Source organism: Streptomyces sp. NPDC006516 (assembly GCF_040611875.1).
In the GTDB taxonomy this organism is placed as follows: domain Bacteria; phylum Actinomycetota; class Actinomycetes; order Streptomycetales; family Streptomycetaceae; genus Streptomyces.
Genome location: NZ_JBEXPD010000001.1, coordinates 723023 through 739566 on the forward strand (window position 1 = coordinate 723023; position 16544 = coordinate 739566).

A 16544-nucleotide genomic window follows, 5' to 3' on the forward strand; every position below is an offset into this window, starting at 1 on the left:
TTCTCACCCGTTACGACAAAGCGGCCCTGTGGAATGTGAGGCGGCGCGCCGGCCTCACATTTCGGTGGGCTGTCCTGTCGTAAGCGCGGAGGCGCAGAAGCGAGACGGAAAGAGGGCCACACCATGACCACCGGAGCCGAGCCCGTCGACGAACAGAGCGATCCGGGCCTCAGCGCGATCATGGGCGAGCGGCGTCGGCTGATCAATCTCGGCTATCGGCTTCTCGGGTCCCTCTCGGACGCCGAGGACGTCGTGCAGGAGACCTACGCCCGCTGGTACGCCATGTCCCCGCAGGAGCAGCGTGCCATCGAGGTGCCAGGGGCCTGGCTCATGACGGTCGCCGGCCGCATCTGCCTGAACCTGCTGGGCTCGGCGCGGGCCAGGAGGGAGACGTACGTGGGCGAGTGGATCCCCGAACCGCTGCCCGAGCCCACGGAGTGGATCACCGGGCGCCCCGGCGCCGACGGGATCGACCCGGCCGACCGGGTCACCCTCGACGAGTCGGTGACGATGGCCTTTCTGGTCGTCCTCGACGCGATGACCCCGGCCGAGCGCGTCGCGTTCGTCCTGCACGACGTCTTCCGCTACCCCTTCGGTGAGGTCGCCGAGATCGTCGGCCGCACTCCGGCCGCGTGCCGCCAGCTGGCCTCGTCCGCCCGTCGTCGTGTCCGTACCGCGCGGACGCCGGCGGGCCCGGAGGCCGGGCAGGCCGCCATCGTCAGACGGTTCAGGACGGCGTGGGAGGCCCAGGACGTCGACGCCCTGATCGGCCTGCTCGACCCGGCCGCCACCGCCACCGCCGACGGGGGCGGGCTGGCCGTCACCCACCTGCACCCGATCGTGGGCGGCGAGCGGATCGCCCGTGCCTACGTCAGGATCGCGCGACTGGCGGGCCACCGCACGACGTACGCGGAGTGCACGGTCAACGGCCGGCCCGGACTGGTGGCGCGGCAGGGCGGCGACGTCGCGACCGTGTTCGCGTTCGGTGTCGTGGGGGAGCGGATCGAGCGGATCTGGGCCGTACGCAACCCCGAGAAGCTCCGCCCCTGGCAGACCACCTGAGGGCCGAGCCGGCGCCACGTGGCCGGAAGGTCCCGAACCTCATCGGCCGACTTCGCCGGACGGCGAAAGCCCTGCTGGTGCGAGGCCTGCTTCCGGTCGGCGGTGACGTCCCGGCCTTGCTCAGGCCTGCTCGAAGTGGAACGACTTGATGAAGCAGTCGCGAGGCTGGGCGACAGCGAAGAGGACGCACTCCACGAGCGAATGCGCTGTGAGCGTGCTCCCCGGCCCGCGCGGGGTGCTCTCCCAGTCCCCGGAGAGCGGGTCGGGGTTGTCGAAGTCGGGCGGGTAGAGCGAGATCACGCGGACTCCCTGCGGCCGCAGGCGCTTGGAGAGGATCTCGGCGAATCCCGCCTGGGCGCTCTTGGCGGCGTAGAACGAGTCGTGGGCGTCCGACCGTTGGTGGCCCGCCGTTCCGCAGGCGGAGACCATGGTGACGATGTCCGGCTGCGCCGATGTGAGCAGCAGCGGCAGGAAGTTCTTCACCGTCAGGACCGTGCCGGTGGCTCCGGACGCGATCGTGTCCGCGATGTCCTCGTCCGTCGCGGACAGCAGGTCCGGGCCGTCCAGATAGCGCGAGCCGTTGTTGACGAGGAGGTCGACGCGGTCGGTGTGCCGCGCGACCGCGGACGCGAACGCGCGGATGGAGGCGGCGTCCGTGAGGTCGCAGGCGAAGGCGTGCACCCGCTCATGACCGCGCCCGAGGATCTCGTCGCGTACGCGCTCCGCCGCGTCGAGCCGGCGAGCTGAGAGGAAGACCTCGGCGCCGAGGTCCGCGAGCCGGAGGGCCAGGGTCCGCCCGAAGTCGCGGCCCGCGGCCGTGATGACCACGCGGCGGTCGTCGAGCCTCATGGTGTCACTCCTGTTCCGTAAGCCGGAGTGCCGGCAGGCGCGTTACGTCCGTCCGCCTCGGCCGTCGCCCTCATACGCGCTCCAACGGGCGGTGCGGCGGGGCAGGGAGCTCGATCTCGACCGGGTCCTGCGGGCGGACCGTGCCGCCGAGGCGGACCACGGCCATGATGCCGGACTTGAACGTGAAGTCACCCGAGTCGGGGTCGAGGGCGAAAACCTCTCCGAGCAGGCCCTGCTGGAAGTCGTTGATCTTCGCGCACGGGTTGCGCAGGCCCGTCACCTCCACCACCGCCTGCTCGCCGAGGTGGAGCAGGGTGCCCGTGGGCAGGCCGAGCAGGTCGACACCCCGGGTGGTGATGTTCTCGCCGAGCCGGCCCGCGGTGACGGAGTAACCCTTGAGGGCGAGTTCGTCGAAGAGTTCCTCGTGCATCAGGTGCACCTGGCGCAGGTTGGGCAGGTCGGGTTCGTACGTCATGCGGAACTGGTGGCGGATCGTCTCGCCCGCATGGACGTCGCCCTCGACGCCCAGGCCGGCGAGCAGTGTGACGGACTTGCGATTGGGTTTGCTGAACGAGTACGTCGCGTTGCTGCTCACCGCTGTGATCCGGCCCGCCATGCCCCACCCCGCCCAGTCGGTTCCGTGTACGCCGGGTCATCCTAGGCGGGCGTCGCGGCGGCCAGTTCCGCCAGGACCGCAGGCCATGGGAGTTCACGGTCCGGCGGTCCCTCACGCGGTTCGAGCAGGGGCCACACGCCGGGTCCGTACACCAGTCGCACGCCTGCCGCGCGCAGGGCTCCGATGTGCCCCTCCCACGCCGGGTGGCGCGCGTGTGCCGCGTTGATCCCGGGGAACAGCACCACCGGCACGCCGACCGTCCCCAGCGCCTCGCTCACCTGCGTCAGCGCCTGGTTGTCGGCGATGCCCGTCGCGAGCTTGGCGACGTAGTTCGCGCTGGCCGGGGCCACCACCCAGCAGTCGGCGACGGGGTGCGGGCGGGGCTCGGAGGGCAGGCGGGAGGTGTCCCGTACGGGGAGGCCGGTCAGCGACTCCAGACGGTCGCACTCGCCTACGGCCCTGAGCCACCGGCCGGCGGCAGGTGTGAGTGTCACGGCCACCTGCCAGCCCAGCGCGACGGCCGGTTCGACCAGTCCGGTGCGCAGCCTCTCGACGCCGTCGGCCGCCGTACCCACGACTCCCAGCACTCCGCGGCTGCCCGCATCCATGGTTCCTCCACCCCTCGCCGCCGTCCGCGTTCCTCGCGTCGCCCATTCTGCTGCCACGGGCACGCGCGCGGGGCCCGGCCCGGAGATGCTCCCCCGGGCCGGGCCGGGCCGTGGTGCGGACGCCGGTCAGTTCGACAGGGCCGTGAGCATGCTGGGGTTGTAGGAACCTCCCTTCGTGTGCGTGATCACGGCCATCCGGTTGGAGGCGTTGATCATGGCGACCAGGGTGACCAGGCCGGCGATCTGGTCGTCGTCGAAGTGCTTGCGCACCTGGTCCCAGGTCTCGTCGGACACCCCCTGGTGGGCGTCGGCGAGCCGGGTGCCCTCCTCGGTCAGTGCCAGGGCGGCCCGCTCGGCCTCGGTGAAGACCGTGGACTCGCGCCAGGCGGCGACCAGGTTCACCCGGAGCGGGGTCTCACCGGCGGCCGAAGCCTCCTTGGAATGCACATCGAGGCACCAGCCGCAGCCGTTGATCTGGCTGGCGCGGAGTTGCACCAGTTCCTGCAGGGCCCGGGGCAGCGACGACTCCCTGATCGGCAGCCCGGCGCTGTAGAACCGCTTGGCGACCTGGGCGCCGATCCGGTTGGTCATCAGATCGAAACGGGGTTCCATGTCTTCGTCCTCACGTGTGCGGTGTGCCCCGCGGATCGTTCGCGCGGCGTCCTGACGAACACGAGATGCCGGACCATCGGCCCGTGTGACAGGCGAGAGGGTGTGACGTGCGCCACGGGGGAGAGGCGTCACGGAGAGAGGGTGACCGGCGTCGTCACCGTGGCGTCGCGTCGGCGGATCACGCTCCCTGCCCGGCCGCGGCGGGTTCCGGGATGCGAGGCGGCGGAGCACGGGGGACCGTGGAGGCATGTCCGGACATCCGCCTGTGATCGTGTATCCGCCCTCACCGACCGGTGGGCGGCGGGTGACCGTCCGTGGGCAGATCGTCGGGCTCGCGCACGGGCGCGGGGAAGTGGCCTCCCTCCTGCGGCGGGCAGGGCTCGCCGAGGGGGCCGACGAGATCGATCTGGACCAGCCGGAGCTGATCGAATGGCGGGGCGGAGACCTCGACACGTGGAGTGAGCCCTCGTGAGGCGTCGCCCCGCACACCGGCGCGAGGCGTCGCTCGAACCTCCTCCCGGCTACTACGGGGCGAGCGGGGTGGTGCCCGACGCCACGCAGCGGGGCCTGATCCTCGACTGGGTGGTGAGCCAGCGGGTGGCGGCCGGATGGCGCGTGGAGTCCCGGTCGGGGAGCCAGGCCGTCCTGGTGCGCGGGCAGCCGGTTGACCATGTGCTGCACGCCTTCCTCACGGTCTTCTCGTGCTGCGTGTGGGGGGTCGTGTGGGCGGTCCTGGCCCTGACGAACAAGGTCGAACGGGTCGTCCTGACCGTCGACGCGAAGGGGCAGGTCGTCACCGTGGGAGCGCACTGAGGAGGACACGGCGGACACCCGAACGGCCGCGTCCGGGTCGTGGCCGGTGAGGTCGTCGCACAGGGTCGGATCTGCCCGCAGAGGTGCGGGCGGTCCGTCGAGCGGAGGATTCCCATGGCTCAGTCAGCACCCGCACCCGGCTCTCCCCGGTCCTCCGCCCCCGGCGGCGACCCCTGGGCGGCGGGCGGGGTGATGTTCGCGGGGGTCGTGCTCCTCGTCGACGGCATCCTCGCCATCGTCAAGGGCATCGCGGGCATCGCGTCCGACGACGTGTACACGCGCATCAACAACTACACGTTCAAATTCGACATCACCTCCTGGGGATGGATCCACCTGATCCTCGGAGTGATCCTGGTGCTCGTCGGGTGGAGCATCCTCAAGGGCGCCGCATGGGCCTGGGGTGTGGGCATCGGGCTCGCCGCGCTGAACCTGATCGCCAACTTCGTCTGGCTGCCGTACCAGCCGGTGTGGGCGATCATCTCCATCGCGCTCGACGCCTTCGTGATCTGGGCCCTCTGCGCCCACCGGGCGAAGCCGGTCATCTGACATGCCGGCGGGGCGAGGCGGCCTGGAACGCGACGTCCTGACGGCGCTGGCCGCCGACGCGTACGTCTACGGGTCGCCGCTCGTCCGCCGGCTGTCGGGCGTGCAGGCCTGCCTCCAGGAGGGCTGCGGAACCCTGGCTCCCGCGCCCTTCAACGACTTCGCCCACGCGGACGGGCCCGCCGCACCAGGCACGCACGTCCCGTACGCCCCGGCAGACCTCGTCGACGCGCTCGCACAGCTCGACCTGTCCGGAGGGCCGGTCAGACTGCACGTGCCGGACACCGGCGGGGCCTACTACGTGCTCCAGTTCGTGGACGCCTGGAGCAACCCCTTCGCCTACCTCGGTGTGCGGGGCGCGGGAACCGGCGGCGGTGACCTGGGCGTGCGGGGACCGGGAACATGCGCCGGCGACTGGATGATCGTGCCGCCCGGCTGGGCCGGTACCGTGCCCGACGTGGTGTCGGGAGTGATCGACGCCCCCACGTCCATCGTCTCCGTCCTCGGCCGCCTCGCCTGCGACGGGCCGGAGGACATGCCCCGGGTCAGGGCGCTCCAGCAGGAACTGACGCTGACGCACCTGGGTGACCGGGCCCACCGGACCGGGTTGCCCGCGACCGAACCGGGGGTCCCCGGCGAGCTGCGGTTCTTCGAGGAGCTGCGGGTGTGGATGGCTGACTTCCCGCCCGCCGCGGCGGATCGCGCCTACCAGGACCGCTTCCAGCCCCTGGGGCTCCTGGAGGAAGGGGTCTCGCCGTACGTGCAGGCCGCCCCGGGGCTCGTGCGCGCGCTGAGGCGAGGGCTCGCGCTGGGCCGGCTGCGGGTGGAGGAGGCGGCCCGCCACCAGGCCGACGGCGGTGTGCCGGGCGCCTGGCAGACCGAACCGCACCTGCGCGACTACAACCTGGACCACGCCGGAGTGGGCACGATCGACTCGCCGGAGTGGCGGGCCCCGGACCGGGAGGCGTCCTACCTGCTCAGGGCGGTGGCGGCCCGGCGGGAGCGCTGGATCCCGCACGGGTACGAGGCGGTGTACGCGCACACGGCGCGCGACTCCCGTGGACGGCCGCTCGACGGAGCCCACCGCTACGTCCTGCACCTCCCGCAGCCGCCCCCGGTCGCGGCCTTCTGGTCCGTGACCGTGTACGACCTTCCCGGGGGGCACCTCGTCGCGCACGCGGGCGAGCGTTGCGCGGTCGGTGACCGTACGCCGGGGCTCGTGTACGGCGCGGACGGCTCGCTGACGCTCCATCTGGCCCAGGAGCGGCCCCGGGACCCCGACGCCGCGGCGAACTGGGTGCCTGTGCCGGCCGGGCGCTTCCGGCCCGTGATGCGGCTCCACCTTCCTGGCCAGGCCGTTCTTGACGGGAACTTCGTCATCCCGCCGGTGGAGCGGCTGGAGGCGTAGAGCTCGGCGCTTTGAGTCCCGGGCCGGGAGCGTCGCTCCGCGGGCGTGCCGTCAGTGGCCGGGGGCGTCGTTCTCCGGGCGCGTTGTCAGTGGCGCGGCGCACACTGGAGACATGTGCCGCAGCATCAAGACCCTTCGCCCGCCAGCCATCCCCGAAGAGGCCACCGAGGAGGAGATGCGAGCCGCCGCCCTGCAGTACGTGCGCAAGGTGTCTGGCTTCCGCGCGCCCGCCGCGCACAACCAGGAGGTCTTCGACCGAGCCGTGGCCGAGATCGCCGAGGCGACCCAGCGGCTGCTCGACGGCCTGGAGGTCAAGGGCGCCGCATCCCGGGTGTGAGTGGACCGCCGACCGCTCAGTTCCCGGCGGGGGCCGCGACCGCCGGGCGGGCGGGGCGGCGGACGACGAGCGCCGCGAGGGCGCCCGCCAGGAAGAGGGCGAGGACCGAGACGGCCGTGCCCAGCCAGCTCGCGCCCAGCCACTGCCCGCCGAAGTAGCCGAGGCCCACGCTGTACGCCGCCCAGGCCACGCCGGCCACGGCGGACCAGGGCAGGAACTCCTTCACCTTGCGGTGGGCGGCTCCCGCGCCCAGCGAGACGACGGAACGTCCGGCCGGTGCGAAGCGCGCGATGACGACGAGGGCGCCTCCGCCACGGCTCAGTGCCGCACCGAGGCGTTCCTGGGCCGAGGTGAGGCGGCGGGAACGGGCGATGGCCCGGTCGAGACGTTCGCCGCCGCGCCACGCGAGGCGGTAGGCCACCAGGTCGCCGAGGACCGAGGCGGTGGCGGCGCAGAGCGTCAGGACGAGGAGCGAGGGCACGTGCCGGGTGGCCTCTCCGGCCGCCGCGGTGACGGTCGTCGTGCTCGCCGCCGCGGCGGTGGCGGCGGTGATCACCAGCACGCCGCTGGGGAGGACGGGCAGGAAGACGTCCAGGAGTACGGAGAGGGCGACCACCGCGTAGATCCATGGGCTGCCTGTCAGCGCACCCACACTCTCCAGCACTTCTACTCCCCGTTCCCGTGTTCCGTGTCAACGCCGCGACGTCGCAGGGGAGCGGCAGGAGCGGCAGGGCCAGCTGTACAGCGTACGCCTGCGGTTGACCAGGTGTTCGCCGCCATGGCAGTGATGTCGTGGAGGTCACGTACGCCCCGGCCCCCCTTGTAGGGAGGGGGACCGGGGCGTACGAGGAGCGGACGGTCAGACCGAGACGGCCGGGGACTGTTCGCGGGCGGGCTCGTCCTTCTTGTCCACGGAGCCTCCGCGCGAGGAGAACAGCCGGTCCACGGCCACGGCGCCGGGGCCGGTGAAGACCAGGAGCAGGAAGGCCCAGCAGAAGACCGCCGAGGCCTCGCCGCCGTTCTGCAGGGGGAACAGCGACTCCGGCTGGTGCACCTTGAAGTACGCGTAGGCCATGGAGCCGGAGGAGACGAACGCGGCGGCGCGGGTGCCGAGCCCGAGGGCGACGAGCGTGCCGCCGACGAGCTGGATCACCGCCGCGTACCAGCCGGGCCAGGTGCCGGTGGGGACGGTGCCGCCGCCCATGGAGCCGCCGAGGACTCCGAAGAGCGAGGCGGCGCCGTGGCAGGCGAACAGGAAGCCGATGACGACTCGGAAGAGGCCGAGTGCGTAGGGCTGGGCCCGGTTCAGACGTATGGACATGGGGGGTGGGGCTCCTTCGGTCTGGGGACGTGAAACCGATCGGGGCCCTCCAGGTTAGGGAAACCTCACTAATGCTTGCAAGTTCAACATCTTGCAATTGGCTGAAACTCGATCATTCGTTCGAGGTCAGTGAGCGTTCCATGACGGTCTCCAGCTGCGCCCCTGCCGGCCTGGCTCTGGCCTGAACCAATGTCAGCGAAGCTTTTCGGCCTTCCAGTGTGAGCGTCATCAACTGGTTGCCGAACCAGGGCCCGCCCGTCCTGCGCCAGCGCATCGGCGGCGTCTGCGTCCGCCCGTGGAGCGCCAGCGCGCGCCCCACCCACCGGCCTGCCCGGCTCCAGCCGAACCGGAAGCCCGCACGCATGTATCCGGGGACGGAGTTGTGGACGGGAGAGCAGGTCAGTTGCAGGACGCGTGAGGCGGGAGCGTCCTGTGGGGTGCCGTCGGGCCACCGGGGCTCGGCGATGTACGCATGGTGCACATCGCCCGAGAGCACGCATACCGTCGCCGGTGCGTCCGGACCGCTTCCCGCCTCCCTCACGAGCTCCGTCAGCCGGCGGAAGGAATCCGGGAAGGCGGCCCAATGCTCCAGGTCACCGGCCCGCCGGATCTTCTCCCCGAGGCGGGCCCAGCGCTCGCCCCGCTCCCCTCGGCACAGCGAGGCGTTCCACGACTCCCCGTCGTGTATGAGGGGCGGCAGGAGCCATGGCAGCGAGGTGCCGATCAGCAGGTGGTCGTACGCGCCGGGGTCGTCGAGCGCCTCGTCGCGCAGCCACCGTGCCTCGCTCTCGCGGAGCATCGACCGCTCCTGCTCGCCGAGGACACGGGCCGCGCGGGTGTCGACCATCATCACCCGTACTCGGCCGAAAACACGCCGGTAGCTCCACCGGGTGAGCGTGGGATCGGCGTCGGCCGCCGCGGCGTGGGCGCGCAGGGTCTCGGTGCCGTCCGGGACGGCCCGGACGGCCGCGTAGAGCGGGTCCGCCTCCAGGGCGTCGGGGGAGAGGTTCCCGATGTGCTGGTAGACCCAGTACGACATGAGTCCGCTGACGATCCGCTCGTGCCACCAGGGGGTCCGGCGCATGTCCCGGACCCACGACTCGCTGGTGTTCCAGTCGTCCACCACGTCGTGGTCGTCGAAGATCATGCAGCTGGGGACCGTGGAGAGCAGCCAGCGCACGTCCGGGTCGCGCCAGGACTCGTCGTAGAGGTGGGTGTACTCCTCGTAGTCCGCGACCTCGGCGCCCGGCGCCTCCTTCAGGTCCCGGCGGGCGGCCAGCCGTCGCTGGGTGGCCTGGGAGGTCTCGTCCGCGTACACCTGGTCCCCCAGGAGCAGGAGGACGTCCGGGCGGGCGGCTTCCGGGTCGGCGGCGAGGCGGGTGGCCAGCGCGTCGAGCGCGTCGGGGCCGATCGCATCGTGACCGTGGGCCGGCGGAGCCGCCCAGCGGCAGGAGCCGAAGGCGATCCGGACCGGGCCCGCCTCCTCCGGCTGCGGGAGGGCGGGCGTCGTGATCGTGCTCGGCGGGAAGCGCGATTCCTCGGGCGGCCAGACCCGGCGGCCGTCGAGCAGGACCTCGTAGGGCGTGGTCGAGCCGGGGGTCAGGCCGGTCACCACCACCAGGGCGTAGTGGTGCCCCTGGACCGCGAACGTGGGTGAGCTGCCCGCCGCCCCGTCCTCGCAGCGGACCTCCGCGGTACAGGGCCTGCTCGTCTCCACCCAGACCGTCGCCCGGGAGCCGGTCTCCCAGTCGACGTACCTCAGCAGCGGTCCCAGGCGTAGCCCGGCCATGTGTGCCCTCCTCGCGTCGCAGATGGCTCCGTAGGGTACGGAACGACGGAGGAGGGCGGGTCGGTTCCGCCCCGGGCCCGCGGGCTCAGGCGCGGGTGCGGAGGCGGGTCAGCAGCCGTTCAGGACGGACTGCAGGGCGCTCTTCTCGGTGGAGTCGACGCTGAGGCCGTAGTAGTGCTTCACGTGCACCCAGGCGCGCGCGTAGGTGCAGCGGTAGGCCGTGCGGGAGGGCAGCCACTCGCCCGGATCCTGGTCGCTCTTGGACTGGTTGACGTTGTCCGTGACCGCGATGAGCTGAGGGCGGGTCAGGTCGTTGGCGAAGGACTGACGCTGGGCGGTGGTCCAGCCGCTGGCCCCCGAACGCCAGGCCTCGGCGAGCGGGACCATGTGGTCGATGTCCAGGTCGGACGCCGCGGTCCAGGTCGCGCCGTCGTACTGGGAGTACCAACTCCCACTGGTCGCGGCGCAGGCGGAGTCCTGGACGACGCCGGTGCCGTCGCGCTTCAGCACCACCTCGCGGGTGTTGCAGGCGCCCGACTGCGTGATCCAGTGCGGGAACTTGTCGCGGCTGTAGCCGGTCGACGAACCTTCGGTGGAGACGGTGAGCTGGCCCAGGTAGGTGCGGGCGGTCGACGCGGAGACCGGGGTGGGCATCGCGGCCTGGGCGGTCGGGGCCGTGAGCAGCCCGGTGGTGGCGGCGAGCGCGGCCGAGGCAGCGACGACGGCTATGCGACGCGCGTAGATACCGGACATTCGAACTCCCTTGAGGTGGGGGGACGTCGGGCTGGCGACCTGTGAAGCCAGGCCATCGTGACGGCGCCGGGTTTCGGTGGGGTGGTCACCAGGTAACAGCGTGACGACATGCGCACGTCACATCAAGAGGCAGGACAGTAGATCTGACGTTCCGTCCGAAGGGTGTTCGACAGGGCGAACTGACGGGCTCACGGATCGGCCGGGGCTCCGTGCGTAGGCCCGTAGGGTGGCCGCGTGCTGCTTCCGGTCACTCCGACGCTCGGCGTCGTGCTCGCCGTACTGCTGGTGTCCGCCGCCGCCGTAGCGGCGTGGGCCTCGCTCGGCAGGTCCCGTGAGATCGCCGTCGCAGGGCTGCGGGCCGCGGTCCAGCTGGCGGCCGTCTCGCTGCTCATCGGCTGGGTGGTGCGCTCCCTGGGGCCCCTGCTCGGCTTCCTGGCGCTCATGTTCGCCGTCGCGGTGCGCACGGCGGGGCGGCGGATCACGGACAACCGGACCTGGTGGTGGGCGGCGCTGCCGATCGCCGCCGGGGTCGTCCCGGTGGTCGTCGCGCTGCTCCTCACCGGGCTCCTTCCGGCGCGGGGCATCGCGCTGATCCCGGTGACGGGCATCCTCATCGGGGGCGCGCTCACCGCGACCGTGCTGGGCGGGCGGCGCGCGCTGGACGAACTCACCACCCGGCGGGGTGAGGTGGAGGCGGGAATGGCGCTCGGCCTGCTCGACCGGGACGCCCGGCTGGAGATCGCCCGCCCCGCGGCGTCCGACGCGCTGCTGCCGGGGCTGGACCAGACCAGAACCGTGGGGCTCGTCACCCTGCCGGGGGCCTTCGTGGGCATGCTGCTGGGCGGCGCCTCACCGGTGGAGGCGGGAGCGGTGCAGCTGTTCGTCCTGGTGGCGTTGCTGGCCGTGCAGGCCGTGGCCGTCGCGCTGGTGCTCGAACTGATCGCGCGGGGACTGCTGCACCGGGCGTGAGCGGGCGCGGGTGCGGGGCGGCGCTAGGGGGATGGCCGGGGCCGGCGCGCGGCCGGGTGCCGGGCTGTCACCATACGGGCGCCGATCGGCCCGGTGCCGGGCGTGGCCGTACGCATGCGGGTCGGCCGGGGGTCAGGCGGTCAGCGGGCGTCGACGTGCAGGCGGATCGAGCCGCCCGCGGTCGCCTCGACCCGGAGCCGCGTCAGGTCCTCGACGTGGGCGTCGGGGGAGAGGGCCGCCGCGCGCGGTCCGACGCCGACGACGCGCATGCCTGCCGCCCGGCCGGCCGCGATGCCCGCCTCGGAGTCCTCGAACACGACGCAGTCCGCGGGGTCGAAGCCCAGCTCGGCCGCGCCCTTGAGGAAGCCCTCGGGGTCCGGCTTGCTCGCGCCGACCATCTCCGCGGTCACCCGGGTCTCCGGCATCGGCAGGGCCGCGGCCGTCATCCGGGCCTGCGCGAGTGCCTCGTCGGCCGAGGTCACGAGAGCGTGCGGGAGGCCGGCGAGCGAGGCCATGAAGGCGGGGGCGCCGCCGATGGGGACGACGCCCTCGGTGTCGGCGGTCTCCTCGGCGAGCATGATCCTGTTCTCCGCGTAGTTCTGCTCCATGGGCCGGTCCGGCAGCAGGGCGGCCATCGTGGCGTAGCCCTGGCGGCCGTGGACCACCTTGAGCGCCGCCACGGGGTCCAGGCCCTGCGCGATCGCCCAGCGGCGCCAGCAGCGCTCGACCACCGCGTCGGAGTTGACGAGGGTGCCGTCCATGTCCAGCAGGAGGGCGCGGGCTTCGAGGACGGTGGCCTGCATCGGCGTGCTCCAGAGCGCGGGGGGACAGCTCGCGGCTGCGGTGAAGAAGACAAGCAGCCCCGCCCGCCGGTCAGGGAGAACGGGCGGAGGCTACTTTGTTCCCTCACGGTACAAAAAGCTGCGCCGAAACGCCAATCCGATGGCCGGCGAGCCCTTGGCGGGCCTTCGTGTGTCCCGGTAGGCCGTGTGCCCCGGCAGGCCTTCGCTGGGCCCTCGGGAGGCCTTCGCCGAGTCCTCGGGCGCGCGTCGGAAGACGGGGCGCGTCCAGGAAGCCGGCGCGCGTCGGGAAACCCTCGCGAAAGCGGTCAGGAGCGCCGTCCCGAGCCGCTCGTCCGCGCCTCCAGGGCCTCGCGGGTCTCCGGCCCGTACACGCCCGAGGGGTCGCCCTGGACCGACACCCACCGCTGGAACTCGGCGACCGCCTGCTCCACGTGTGACGAGTAGTCGCCGTCGTCCGGCCCCCGGTAGACCCAGATCTCCTGGAGCCTGCGCTGGAGCTCGACGACCTCCGAGCCCTCGTCCCCGCGGCGCAGGGTGGGCCCGGACGCCTCCGCCGGGGGCGCCGCCGCCGTCGTGGCGGGGGCGGTCGTCGCGGACGCCGTCGGCGAAGGCGTCGCCGAGGCGGTGGCGGAGCGGGACGCCGACGGGCTCCTCGACGCCGACGGGGACGCCGTCGGCGACGCGGACGCGGACCGGGACGGCGTCGCGGACGCGGACTCCGACGGGGAGGCCGACACCGACTCGGCGGGACCTCCCGTGGCATCCGGCACGCTCGTCCTCGTCACCTCGGGAAGTGCCGCGTCCCGCTTGTCCTCGCTGTCGAACAGGCCTCCGGCGAAGGCCGCGGTGCCCACCACCGCGACCACGGCCGCGCCCACGGCCGCCACGGCGAAAGGCCGTCGGCGGCGAGGCTGCACGGGATCGGGCCCGTCGCCCGCGTAGGCGGCGGGTGTACGCAGGTGGGGCGCGCCCCCCGCGACGACGGCCTCGGGCGGCGGGCCCGGCAGATCACCCGGTAGGGGGCCGGGCGCACCGCCCAGGAACAGCGGCATCGTCGTGGCGGCGGCAGGAGCGCCCCGGTCCTGCGTGCCGTCGCCGTCGTAGGTGTCGCCGGCGTCGTCACTGTTCAGCGTCACGTACGGCCGGATGCGCAGCGGGTCGAAGTCCTCGGCCGCCGCGATCTCGGCCGCGCGCGCGTCCCGCGCCGCCTGCCCGGGCTCACGGGCGGGGCCGGACGAGCGGCCCAGCCCGTCCCGTGTTCCCGGCGTGGCGGCCCCGCAGGCACACCCCGCCCCGGGTCTCGCGCTCTGCTCGCCACCGCACTCCGGGCACATATGTCCGGTCATCGTGGGTTCCCCTCCCCTTTGAACTGCTGCGATTATGCAGGCCGCCACGGGGAAGCCCAACGCCCGTGGAGCTGCTCGGCAGGCCATAACGGCGCATACCGGCCAGGATGGGGGTGAAGCGGACCGAGGAGATGCCCATGGCCCAGCAGTTGAGCCCGCCACCCCTTGAAGCGGGGGAGGGGCGCTCCAGGCGGAGTGTCCTCGTGTCCATCGGCGCACTGCTCCTCGGCATGCTGCTCGCCGCACTCGATCAGACCATCGTCTCCACCGCGCTGCCCACGATCGTCAGCGAACTCGGAGGCCTGGACCATCTGTCATGGGTGGTCACCGCCTACATGCTGGCGGCGACCGCGGCCACCCCGCTCTGGGGCAAGCTCGGTGACCAGTACGGGCGCAAGAGGCTCTTCCAGACGGCCATCGTCATCTTCCTCATCGGCTCCGCGCTCTGCGGCATGGCCCAGGACATGCCGCAGCTGATCGGCTTCCGCGCCCTCCAGGGGCTCGGCGGCGGCGGGCTGATGGTGCTGTCGATGGCGATCGTCGGCGACATCGTCAGTCCACGCGAACGAGGGAAGTACCAGGGTCTGTTCGGTGCGGTATTCGGTGTGACCAGCGTCCTGGGTCCCCTGCTCGGCGGCTTCTTCACCGAGCACCTCAGCTGGCGCTGGGTCTTCTACATCAACCTGCCCGTCGGTGTCGTCGCGCTGCTCGTCATCGCCGCGGCCCTGCACATCCCCGTGCGCCGCACCAAGCACACCATCGACTACCTGGGCACCTTCCTCATCGCCTCCGTCGCCACCTGCCTGGTCCTCGTCGCCTCACTCGGCGGCACCACCTGGGCCTGGGGCTCCGCGCAGATCATCATGCTCGCGGTCCTCGCCATGGTGCTGCTCGTCGCCTTCGTCGCGGCCGAACACCGGGCGGCCGAACCCGTGCTGCCGCTGAAGCTGTTCCGGATGCGGACCTTCAGCCTCGTGGCCGTGATCAGCTTCGTCATCGGTTTCGCGATGTTCGGCGCGATGACCTACCTGCCCACCTTCCTCCAGGTCGTGCACGGCATCACCCCGACCATGTCCGGCGTGCACATGCTGCCGATGGTCTTCGGCCTGCTCATCACCTCGACCGGCTCAGGCCAGATCGTCAGCCGCACGGGCCGCTGGAAGGTCTTCCCGATCGCCGGCACCGCCCTCACCGTCGTCGGTCTGCTGCTCCTCCACCTCCTCTCGGAGGACAGCTCCACCTGGACGATGAGCCTCTGCTTCTTCGTCTTCGGCGCCGGACTCGGCCTCGTGATGCAGGTCCTCGTGCTGATCGTGCAGAACTCCGTCGGATACGAGGACCTCGGCGTCGCCACTTCCGGAGCGACCTTCTTCCGGTCCATCGGCGCCTCGTTCGGTGTGGCCGTCTTCGGCACGATCTTCACCAACCGGCTGACCGGCAAACTCGAGGACGCGCTCAGCGGCCGGTCACTTCCGGCCGGCGTCGACGCCGGTGCCCTGGCGGCCGACCCCCGGGCCATCGGCCGGCTGCCGGCCGACCTGCGCCCTTCGGTCCTCGGCGCCTACTCGACCGCGATCACCGACGTCTTCCTCTACGCGGCCCCCGTCGTCCTGATCGCGTTCGTCCTCGCCTGGTTCCTCAAGGAGGAGCCCCTGCGGGGCTCGGTCATGGCCCCCGACCCCAGTGAGACCCTGGCCTCCAACCCGGTCCAGCGGTCCTCGTACGACGAGTGCGCCCGCGCGCTCTCGGTGCTCGCCACCCGCGAGGGGCGCCGCGAGATCTACGAGAAGATCACCGCCAGGGCGGGCTACGACCTGCTGCCCGCCGCCAGCTGGCTGCTGCTGCGCATCAAGCGGCACGGCACCGTCGAGCCGGGCCGGCTCGCCGACGTCGCCCCCGTGCCGCTGCGGGTGATCACCTCGGCCGCCCGTCAGGTGGAGGAGCGCGGCCTCGCCCGGCGCGAGGGCATGCAGCTGGTCCTCACCGACCGGGGCGCGGAGGCCGTGGTGCGGCTGTCGCAGGCCCGCGAGGAGTCCCTCGCCGAGCTGCTGGGCGACTGGTGGAGCCCCGACCGGCCCACCGACCTGGTCCGCCTCGTGACGGAGCTGTCGGCCGAGGTGAGCGGGTCGAGCAAGGAACGGCCGCACATGCCGGACCCGCGCCGCGACCACTCGGCGGGCTGACGGCGGGGCCGGGGCTCACAGCTCCTTGGCGAGCCAGTGCTCGGCGTACGGCCCCCGGTTGAACGCGGGGACCGCCCGGTACCCGTGCTTGGCGTACAGCCCGCGCGCCTCGACCAGGTCGTCGCGGGTGTCGAGCCGGATCCGGCGCACCCCGTACGCCCGCGCCGACTCCTCGATGCCCGCGAGCAGCAGGCCGCCGCCGCCCGTGCCGCGGAAGCCGGGGCGCACGAACACCCGCGTCAGCTCCGCGGTCGCCCCGCCGACCAGCAGCAGGCCCGCGCAGCTCGCCGGCTCGCCGTCGTACCGTCCCACCAGGAACTGCCCGGTGGGCGGGGCGAGACGGTCCGCGCCGTCGTCGCTCAGGCCTTCGTCGATCTCGGCCGTGGTCGCCGGGCGGCCCCAATAGCGGCTCGCCACCTCGTCGTAGTAGTCCCGGCGCAGCAGGGCGGCGTCAGGGGTCGCGAAGTGTTCGGGCGTCACGGTCCAGATCATCGGGTCATTCTGTCCGGGGTGTGATCGTGTGACGAACCCT

19 protein-coding genes are annotated in these 16544 nt (G+C 72.5%); 8 read left to right on the forward strand and 11 right to left on the reverse strand.

Annotated elements, in window-relative coordinates; translation table 11 throughout:
• Positions 1–123 precede the first annotated feature (123 nt).
• On the forward strand, positions 124–1062 hold the full coding sequence (sigJ, locus tag ABZY45_RS03155) for an RNA polymerase sigma factor SigJ (protein ID WP_356735509.1): 939 nt from the start codon (positions 124–126) through the stop codon (positions 1060–1062).
• Between the two features lie 120 nt (positions 1063–1182).
• Here the strand turns inward: sigJ and ABZY45_RS03160 are convergent, their stop codons facing one another.
• The 4 genes from ABZY45_RS03160 to ABZY45_RS03175 form a co-directional block, all read right to left on the reverse strand.
• Positions 1183–1911, reverse strand: a complete 729-nt coding sequence (locus tag ABZY45_RS03160; RefSeq protein WP_356735511.1) for an SDR family oxidoreductase — start codon at positions 1909–1911, stop codon at positions 1183–1185.
• A 70-nt stretch (positions 1912–1981) separates the two neighbouring features.
• Complete coding sequence (locus tag ABZY45_RS03165) at positions 1982–2527, reverse strand: MOSC domain-containing protein (RefSeq protein ID WP_356735513.1); 546 nt, start codon at positions 2525–2527, stop codon at positions 1982–1984.
• A gap of 41 nt (positions 2528–2568) precedes the next feature.
• Entirely contained in the window at positions 2569–3135 is a 567-nt protein-coding gene (locus ABZY45_RS03170; RefSeq protein ID WP_356735515.1) for a flavoprotein, read from the reverse strand.
• A 126-nt stretch (positions 3136–3261) separates the two neighbouring features.
• Positions 3262–3747, reverse strand: coding sequence for a carboxymuconolactone decarboxylase family protein (locus ABZY45_RS03175; protein ID WP_356735517.1), 486 nt, complete (start codon positions 3745–3747; stop codon positions 3262–3264).
• Between the two features lie 247 nt (positions 3748–3994).
• Here ABZY45_RS03175 and ABZY45_RS03180 point away from each other — a divergent pair, with 247 nt between their 5' ends.
• From ABZY45_RS03180 to ABZY45_RS03200, 5 genes are all read left to right on the forward strand, one after another.
• Entirely contained in the window at positions 3995–4219 is a 225-nt protein-coding gene (locus ABZY45_RS03180; RefSeq protein ID WP_356735519.1) for a hypothetical protein, read from the forward strand.
• The gene (locus ABZY45_RS03185; RefSeq protein WP_356735521.1) at positions 4216–4560 is read left to right on the forward strand and encodes a hypothetical protein; all 345 of its coding nucleotides are present in this window, start codon (positions 4216–4218) and stop codon (positions 4558–4560) included. Before ABZY45_RS03180 ends, ABZY45_RS03185 begins: the two co-directional genes overlap by 4 nt.
• Positions 4561–4674: 114 nt before the next feature.
• A complete protein-coding gene (locus ABZY45_RS03190; protein WP_356735523.1) occupies positions 4675–5106 on the forward strand; it encodes a hypothetical protein in 432 nt (143 codons plus the stop codon).
• A gap of 1 nt (position 5107) precedes the next feature.
• The gene (locus ABZY45_RS03195) at positions 5108–6511 is read left to right on the forward strand and encodes a DUF1254 domain-containing protein (RefSeq protein WP_356735525.1); all 1404 of its coding nucleotides are present in this window, start codon (positions 5108–5110) and stop codon (positions 6509–6511) included.
• Between the two features lie 112 nt (positions 6512–6623).
• Positions 6624–6848 carry a DUF2277 domain-containing protein gene (locus tag ABZY45_RS03200; RefSeq protein ID WP_356735527.1) on the forward strand — a complete coding sequence of 75 codons (225 nt, stop codon included), beginning with the start codon at positions 6624–6626 and terminating at the stop codon, positions 6846–6848.
• Positions 6849–6864: 16 nt separating this feature from the next.
• Here the strand turns inward: ABZY45_RS03200 and ABZY45_RS03205 are convergent, their stop codons facing one another.
• From ABZY45_RS03205 to ABZY45_RS03220, 4 genes are all read right to left on the reverse strand, one after another.
• Entirely contained in the window at positions 6865–7512 is a 648-nt protein-coding gene (locus ABZY45_RS03205) for a VTT domain-containing protein (RefSeq protein ID WP_356735529.1), read from the reverse strand.
• Between the two features lie 195 nt (positions 7513–7707).
• Positions 7708–8169 carry a DoxX family protein gene (locus tag ABZY45_RS03210; protein WP_356735531.1) on the reverse strand — a complete coding sequence of 154 codons (462 nt, stop codon included), beginning with the start codon at positions 8167–8169 and terminating at the stop codon, positions 7708–7710.
• 112 nt (positions 8170–8281) lie between these two features.
• On the reverse strand, positions 8282–9958 hold the full coding sequence (locus ABZY45_RS03215) for an alkaline phosphatase D family protein (RefSeq protein WP_356735533.1): 1677 nt from the start codon (positions 9956–9958) through the stop codon (positions 8282–8284).
• A gap of 108 nt (positions 9959–10066) precedes the next feature.
• A complete protein-coding gene (locus tag ABZY45_RS03220; protein ID WP_356735535.1) occupies positions 10067–10711 on the reverse strand; it encodes an HNH endonuclease family protein in 645 nt (214 codons plus the stop codon).
• A 234-nt stretch (positions 10712–10945) separates the two neighbouring features.
• Between ABZY45_RS03220 and ABZY45_RS03225 the strand changes: the two genes are divergently transcribed.
• A complete protein-coding gene (locus tag ABZY45_RS03225; protein WP_356735537.1) occupies positions 10946–11680 on the forward strand; it encodes an ABC transporter permease in 735 nt (244 codons plus the stop codon).
• A gap of 140 nt (positions 11681–11820) precedes the next feature.
• Here the strand turns inward: ABZY45_RS03225 and ABZY45_RS03230 are convergent, their stop codons facing one another.
• Together ABZY45_RS03230 and ABZY45_RS03235 are read right to left on the reverse strand one after the other, a co-directional pair.
• Positions 11821–12483 carry an HAD-IA family hydrolase gene (locus ABZY45_RS03230; protein WP_356735539.1) on the reverse strand — a complete coding sequence of 221 codons (663 nt, stop codon included), beginning with the start codon at positions 12481–12483 and terminating at the stop codon, positions 11821–11823.
• 305 nt (positions 12484–12788) lie between these two features.
• Positions 12789–13829, reverse strand: coding sequence for a peptidoglycan-binding domain-containing protein (locus tag ABZY45_RS03235; RefSeq protein ID WP_356735541.1), 1041 nt, complete (start codon positions 13827–13829; stop codon positions 12789–12791).
• A gap of 137 nt (positions 13830–13966) precedes the next feature.
• Between ABZY45_RS03235 and ABZY45_RS03240 the strand changes: the two genes are divergently transcribed.
• The gene (locus ABZY45_RS03240) at positions 13967–16012 is read left to right on the forward strand and encodes an MDR family MFS transporter (RefSeq protein WP_356735543.1); all 2046 of its coding nucleotides are present in this window, start codon (positions 13967–13969) and stop codon (positions 16010–16012) included.
• 15 nt (positions 16013–16027) lie between these two features.
• Here the strand turns inward: ABZY45_RS03240 and ABZY45_RS03245 are convergent, their stop codons facing one another.
• Entirely contained in the window at positions 16028–16504 is a 477-nt protein-coding gene (locus tag ABZY45_RS03245) for a GNAT family N-acetyltransferase (protein ID WP_356735545.1), read from the reverse strand.
• Positions 16505–16544: the final 40 nt, after the last annotated feature.

Excerpts from the sequence above, each read along its gene's own strand:
- sigJ (WP_356735509.1), top strand. The coding sequence starts at position 124 with ATGACCACCGGAGCCGAGCCCGTCGACGAACAGAGCGATCCGGGCCTC.
- ABZY45_RS03160 (WP_356735511.1), bottom strand. The coding sequence starts at position 1,911 with ATGAGGCTCGACGACCGCCGCGTGGTCATCACGGCCGCGGGCCGCGAC.
- ABZY45_RS03165 (WP_356735513.1), bottom strand. The coding sequence starts at position 2,527 with ATGGCGGGCCGGATCACAGCGGTGAGCAGCAACGCGACGTACTCGTTC.
- ABZY45_RS03170 (WP_356735515.1), bottom strand. The coding sequence starts at position 3,135 with ATGGATGCGGGCAGCCGCGGAGTGCTGGGAGTCGTGGGTACGGCGGCC.
- ABZY45_RS03175 (WP_356735517.1), bottom strand. The coding sequence starts at position 3,747 with ATGGAACCCCGTTTCGATCTGATGACCAACCGGATCGGCGCCCAGGTC.
- ABZY45_RS03180 (WP_356735519.1), top strand. The coding sequence starts at position 3,995 with ATGTCCGGACATCCGCCTGTGATCGTGTATCCGCCCTCACCGACCGGT.
- ABZY45_RS03190 (WP_356735523.1), top strand. The coding sequence starts at position 4,675 with ATGGCTCAGTCAGCACCCGCACCCGGCTCTCCCCGGTCCTCCGCCCCC.
- ABZY45_RS03195 (WP_356735525.1), top strand. The coding sequence starts at position 5,108 with ATGCCGGCGGGGCGAGGCGGCCTGGAACGCGACGTCCTGACGGCGCTG.
- ABZY45_RS03200 (WP_356735527.1), top strand. The coding sequence starts at position 6,624 with ATGTGCCGCAGCATCAAGACCCTTCGCCCGCCAGCCATCCCCGAAGAG.
- ABZY45_RS03210 (WP_356735531.1), bottom strand. The coding sequence starts at position 8,169 with ATGTCCATACGTCTGAACCGGGCCCAGCCCTACGCACTCGGCCTCTTC.
- ABZY45_RS03215 (WP_356735533.1), bottom strand. The coding sequence starts at position 9,958 with ATGGCCGGGCTACGCCTGGGACCGCTGCTGAGGTACGTCGACTGGGAG.
- ABZY45_RS03220 (WP_356735535.1), bottom strand. The coding sequence starts at position 10,711 with ATGTCCGGTATCTACGCGCGTCGCATAGCCGTCGTCGCTGCCTCGGCC.
- ABZY45_RS03230 (WP_356735539.1), bottom strand. The coding sequence starts at position 12,483 with ATGCAGGCCACCGTCCTCGAAGCCCGCGCCCTCCTGCTGGACATGGAC.
- ABZY45_RS03235 (WP_356735541.1), bottom strand. The coding sequence starts at position 13,829 with ATGACCGGACATATGTGCCCGGAGTGCGGTGGCGAGCAGAGCGCGAGA.
- ABZY45_RS03240 (WP_356735543.1), top strand. The coding sequence starts at position 13,967 with ATGGCCCAGCAGTTGAGCCCGCCACCCCTTGAAGCGGGGGAGGGGCGC.
- ABZY45_RS03245 (WP_356735545.1), bottom strand. The coding sequence starts at position 16,504 with ATGATCTGGACCGTGACGCCCGAACACTTCGCGACCCCTGACGCCGCC.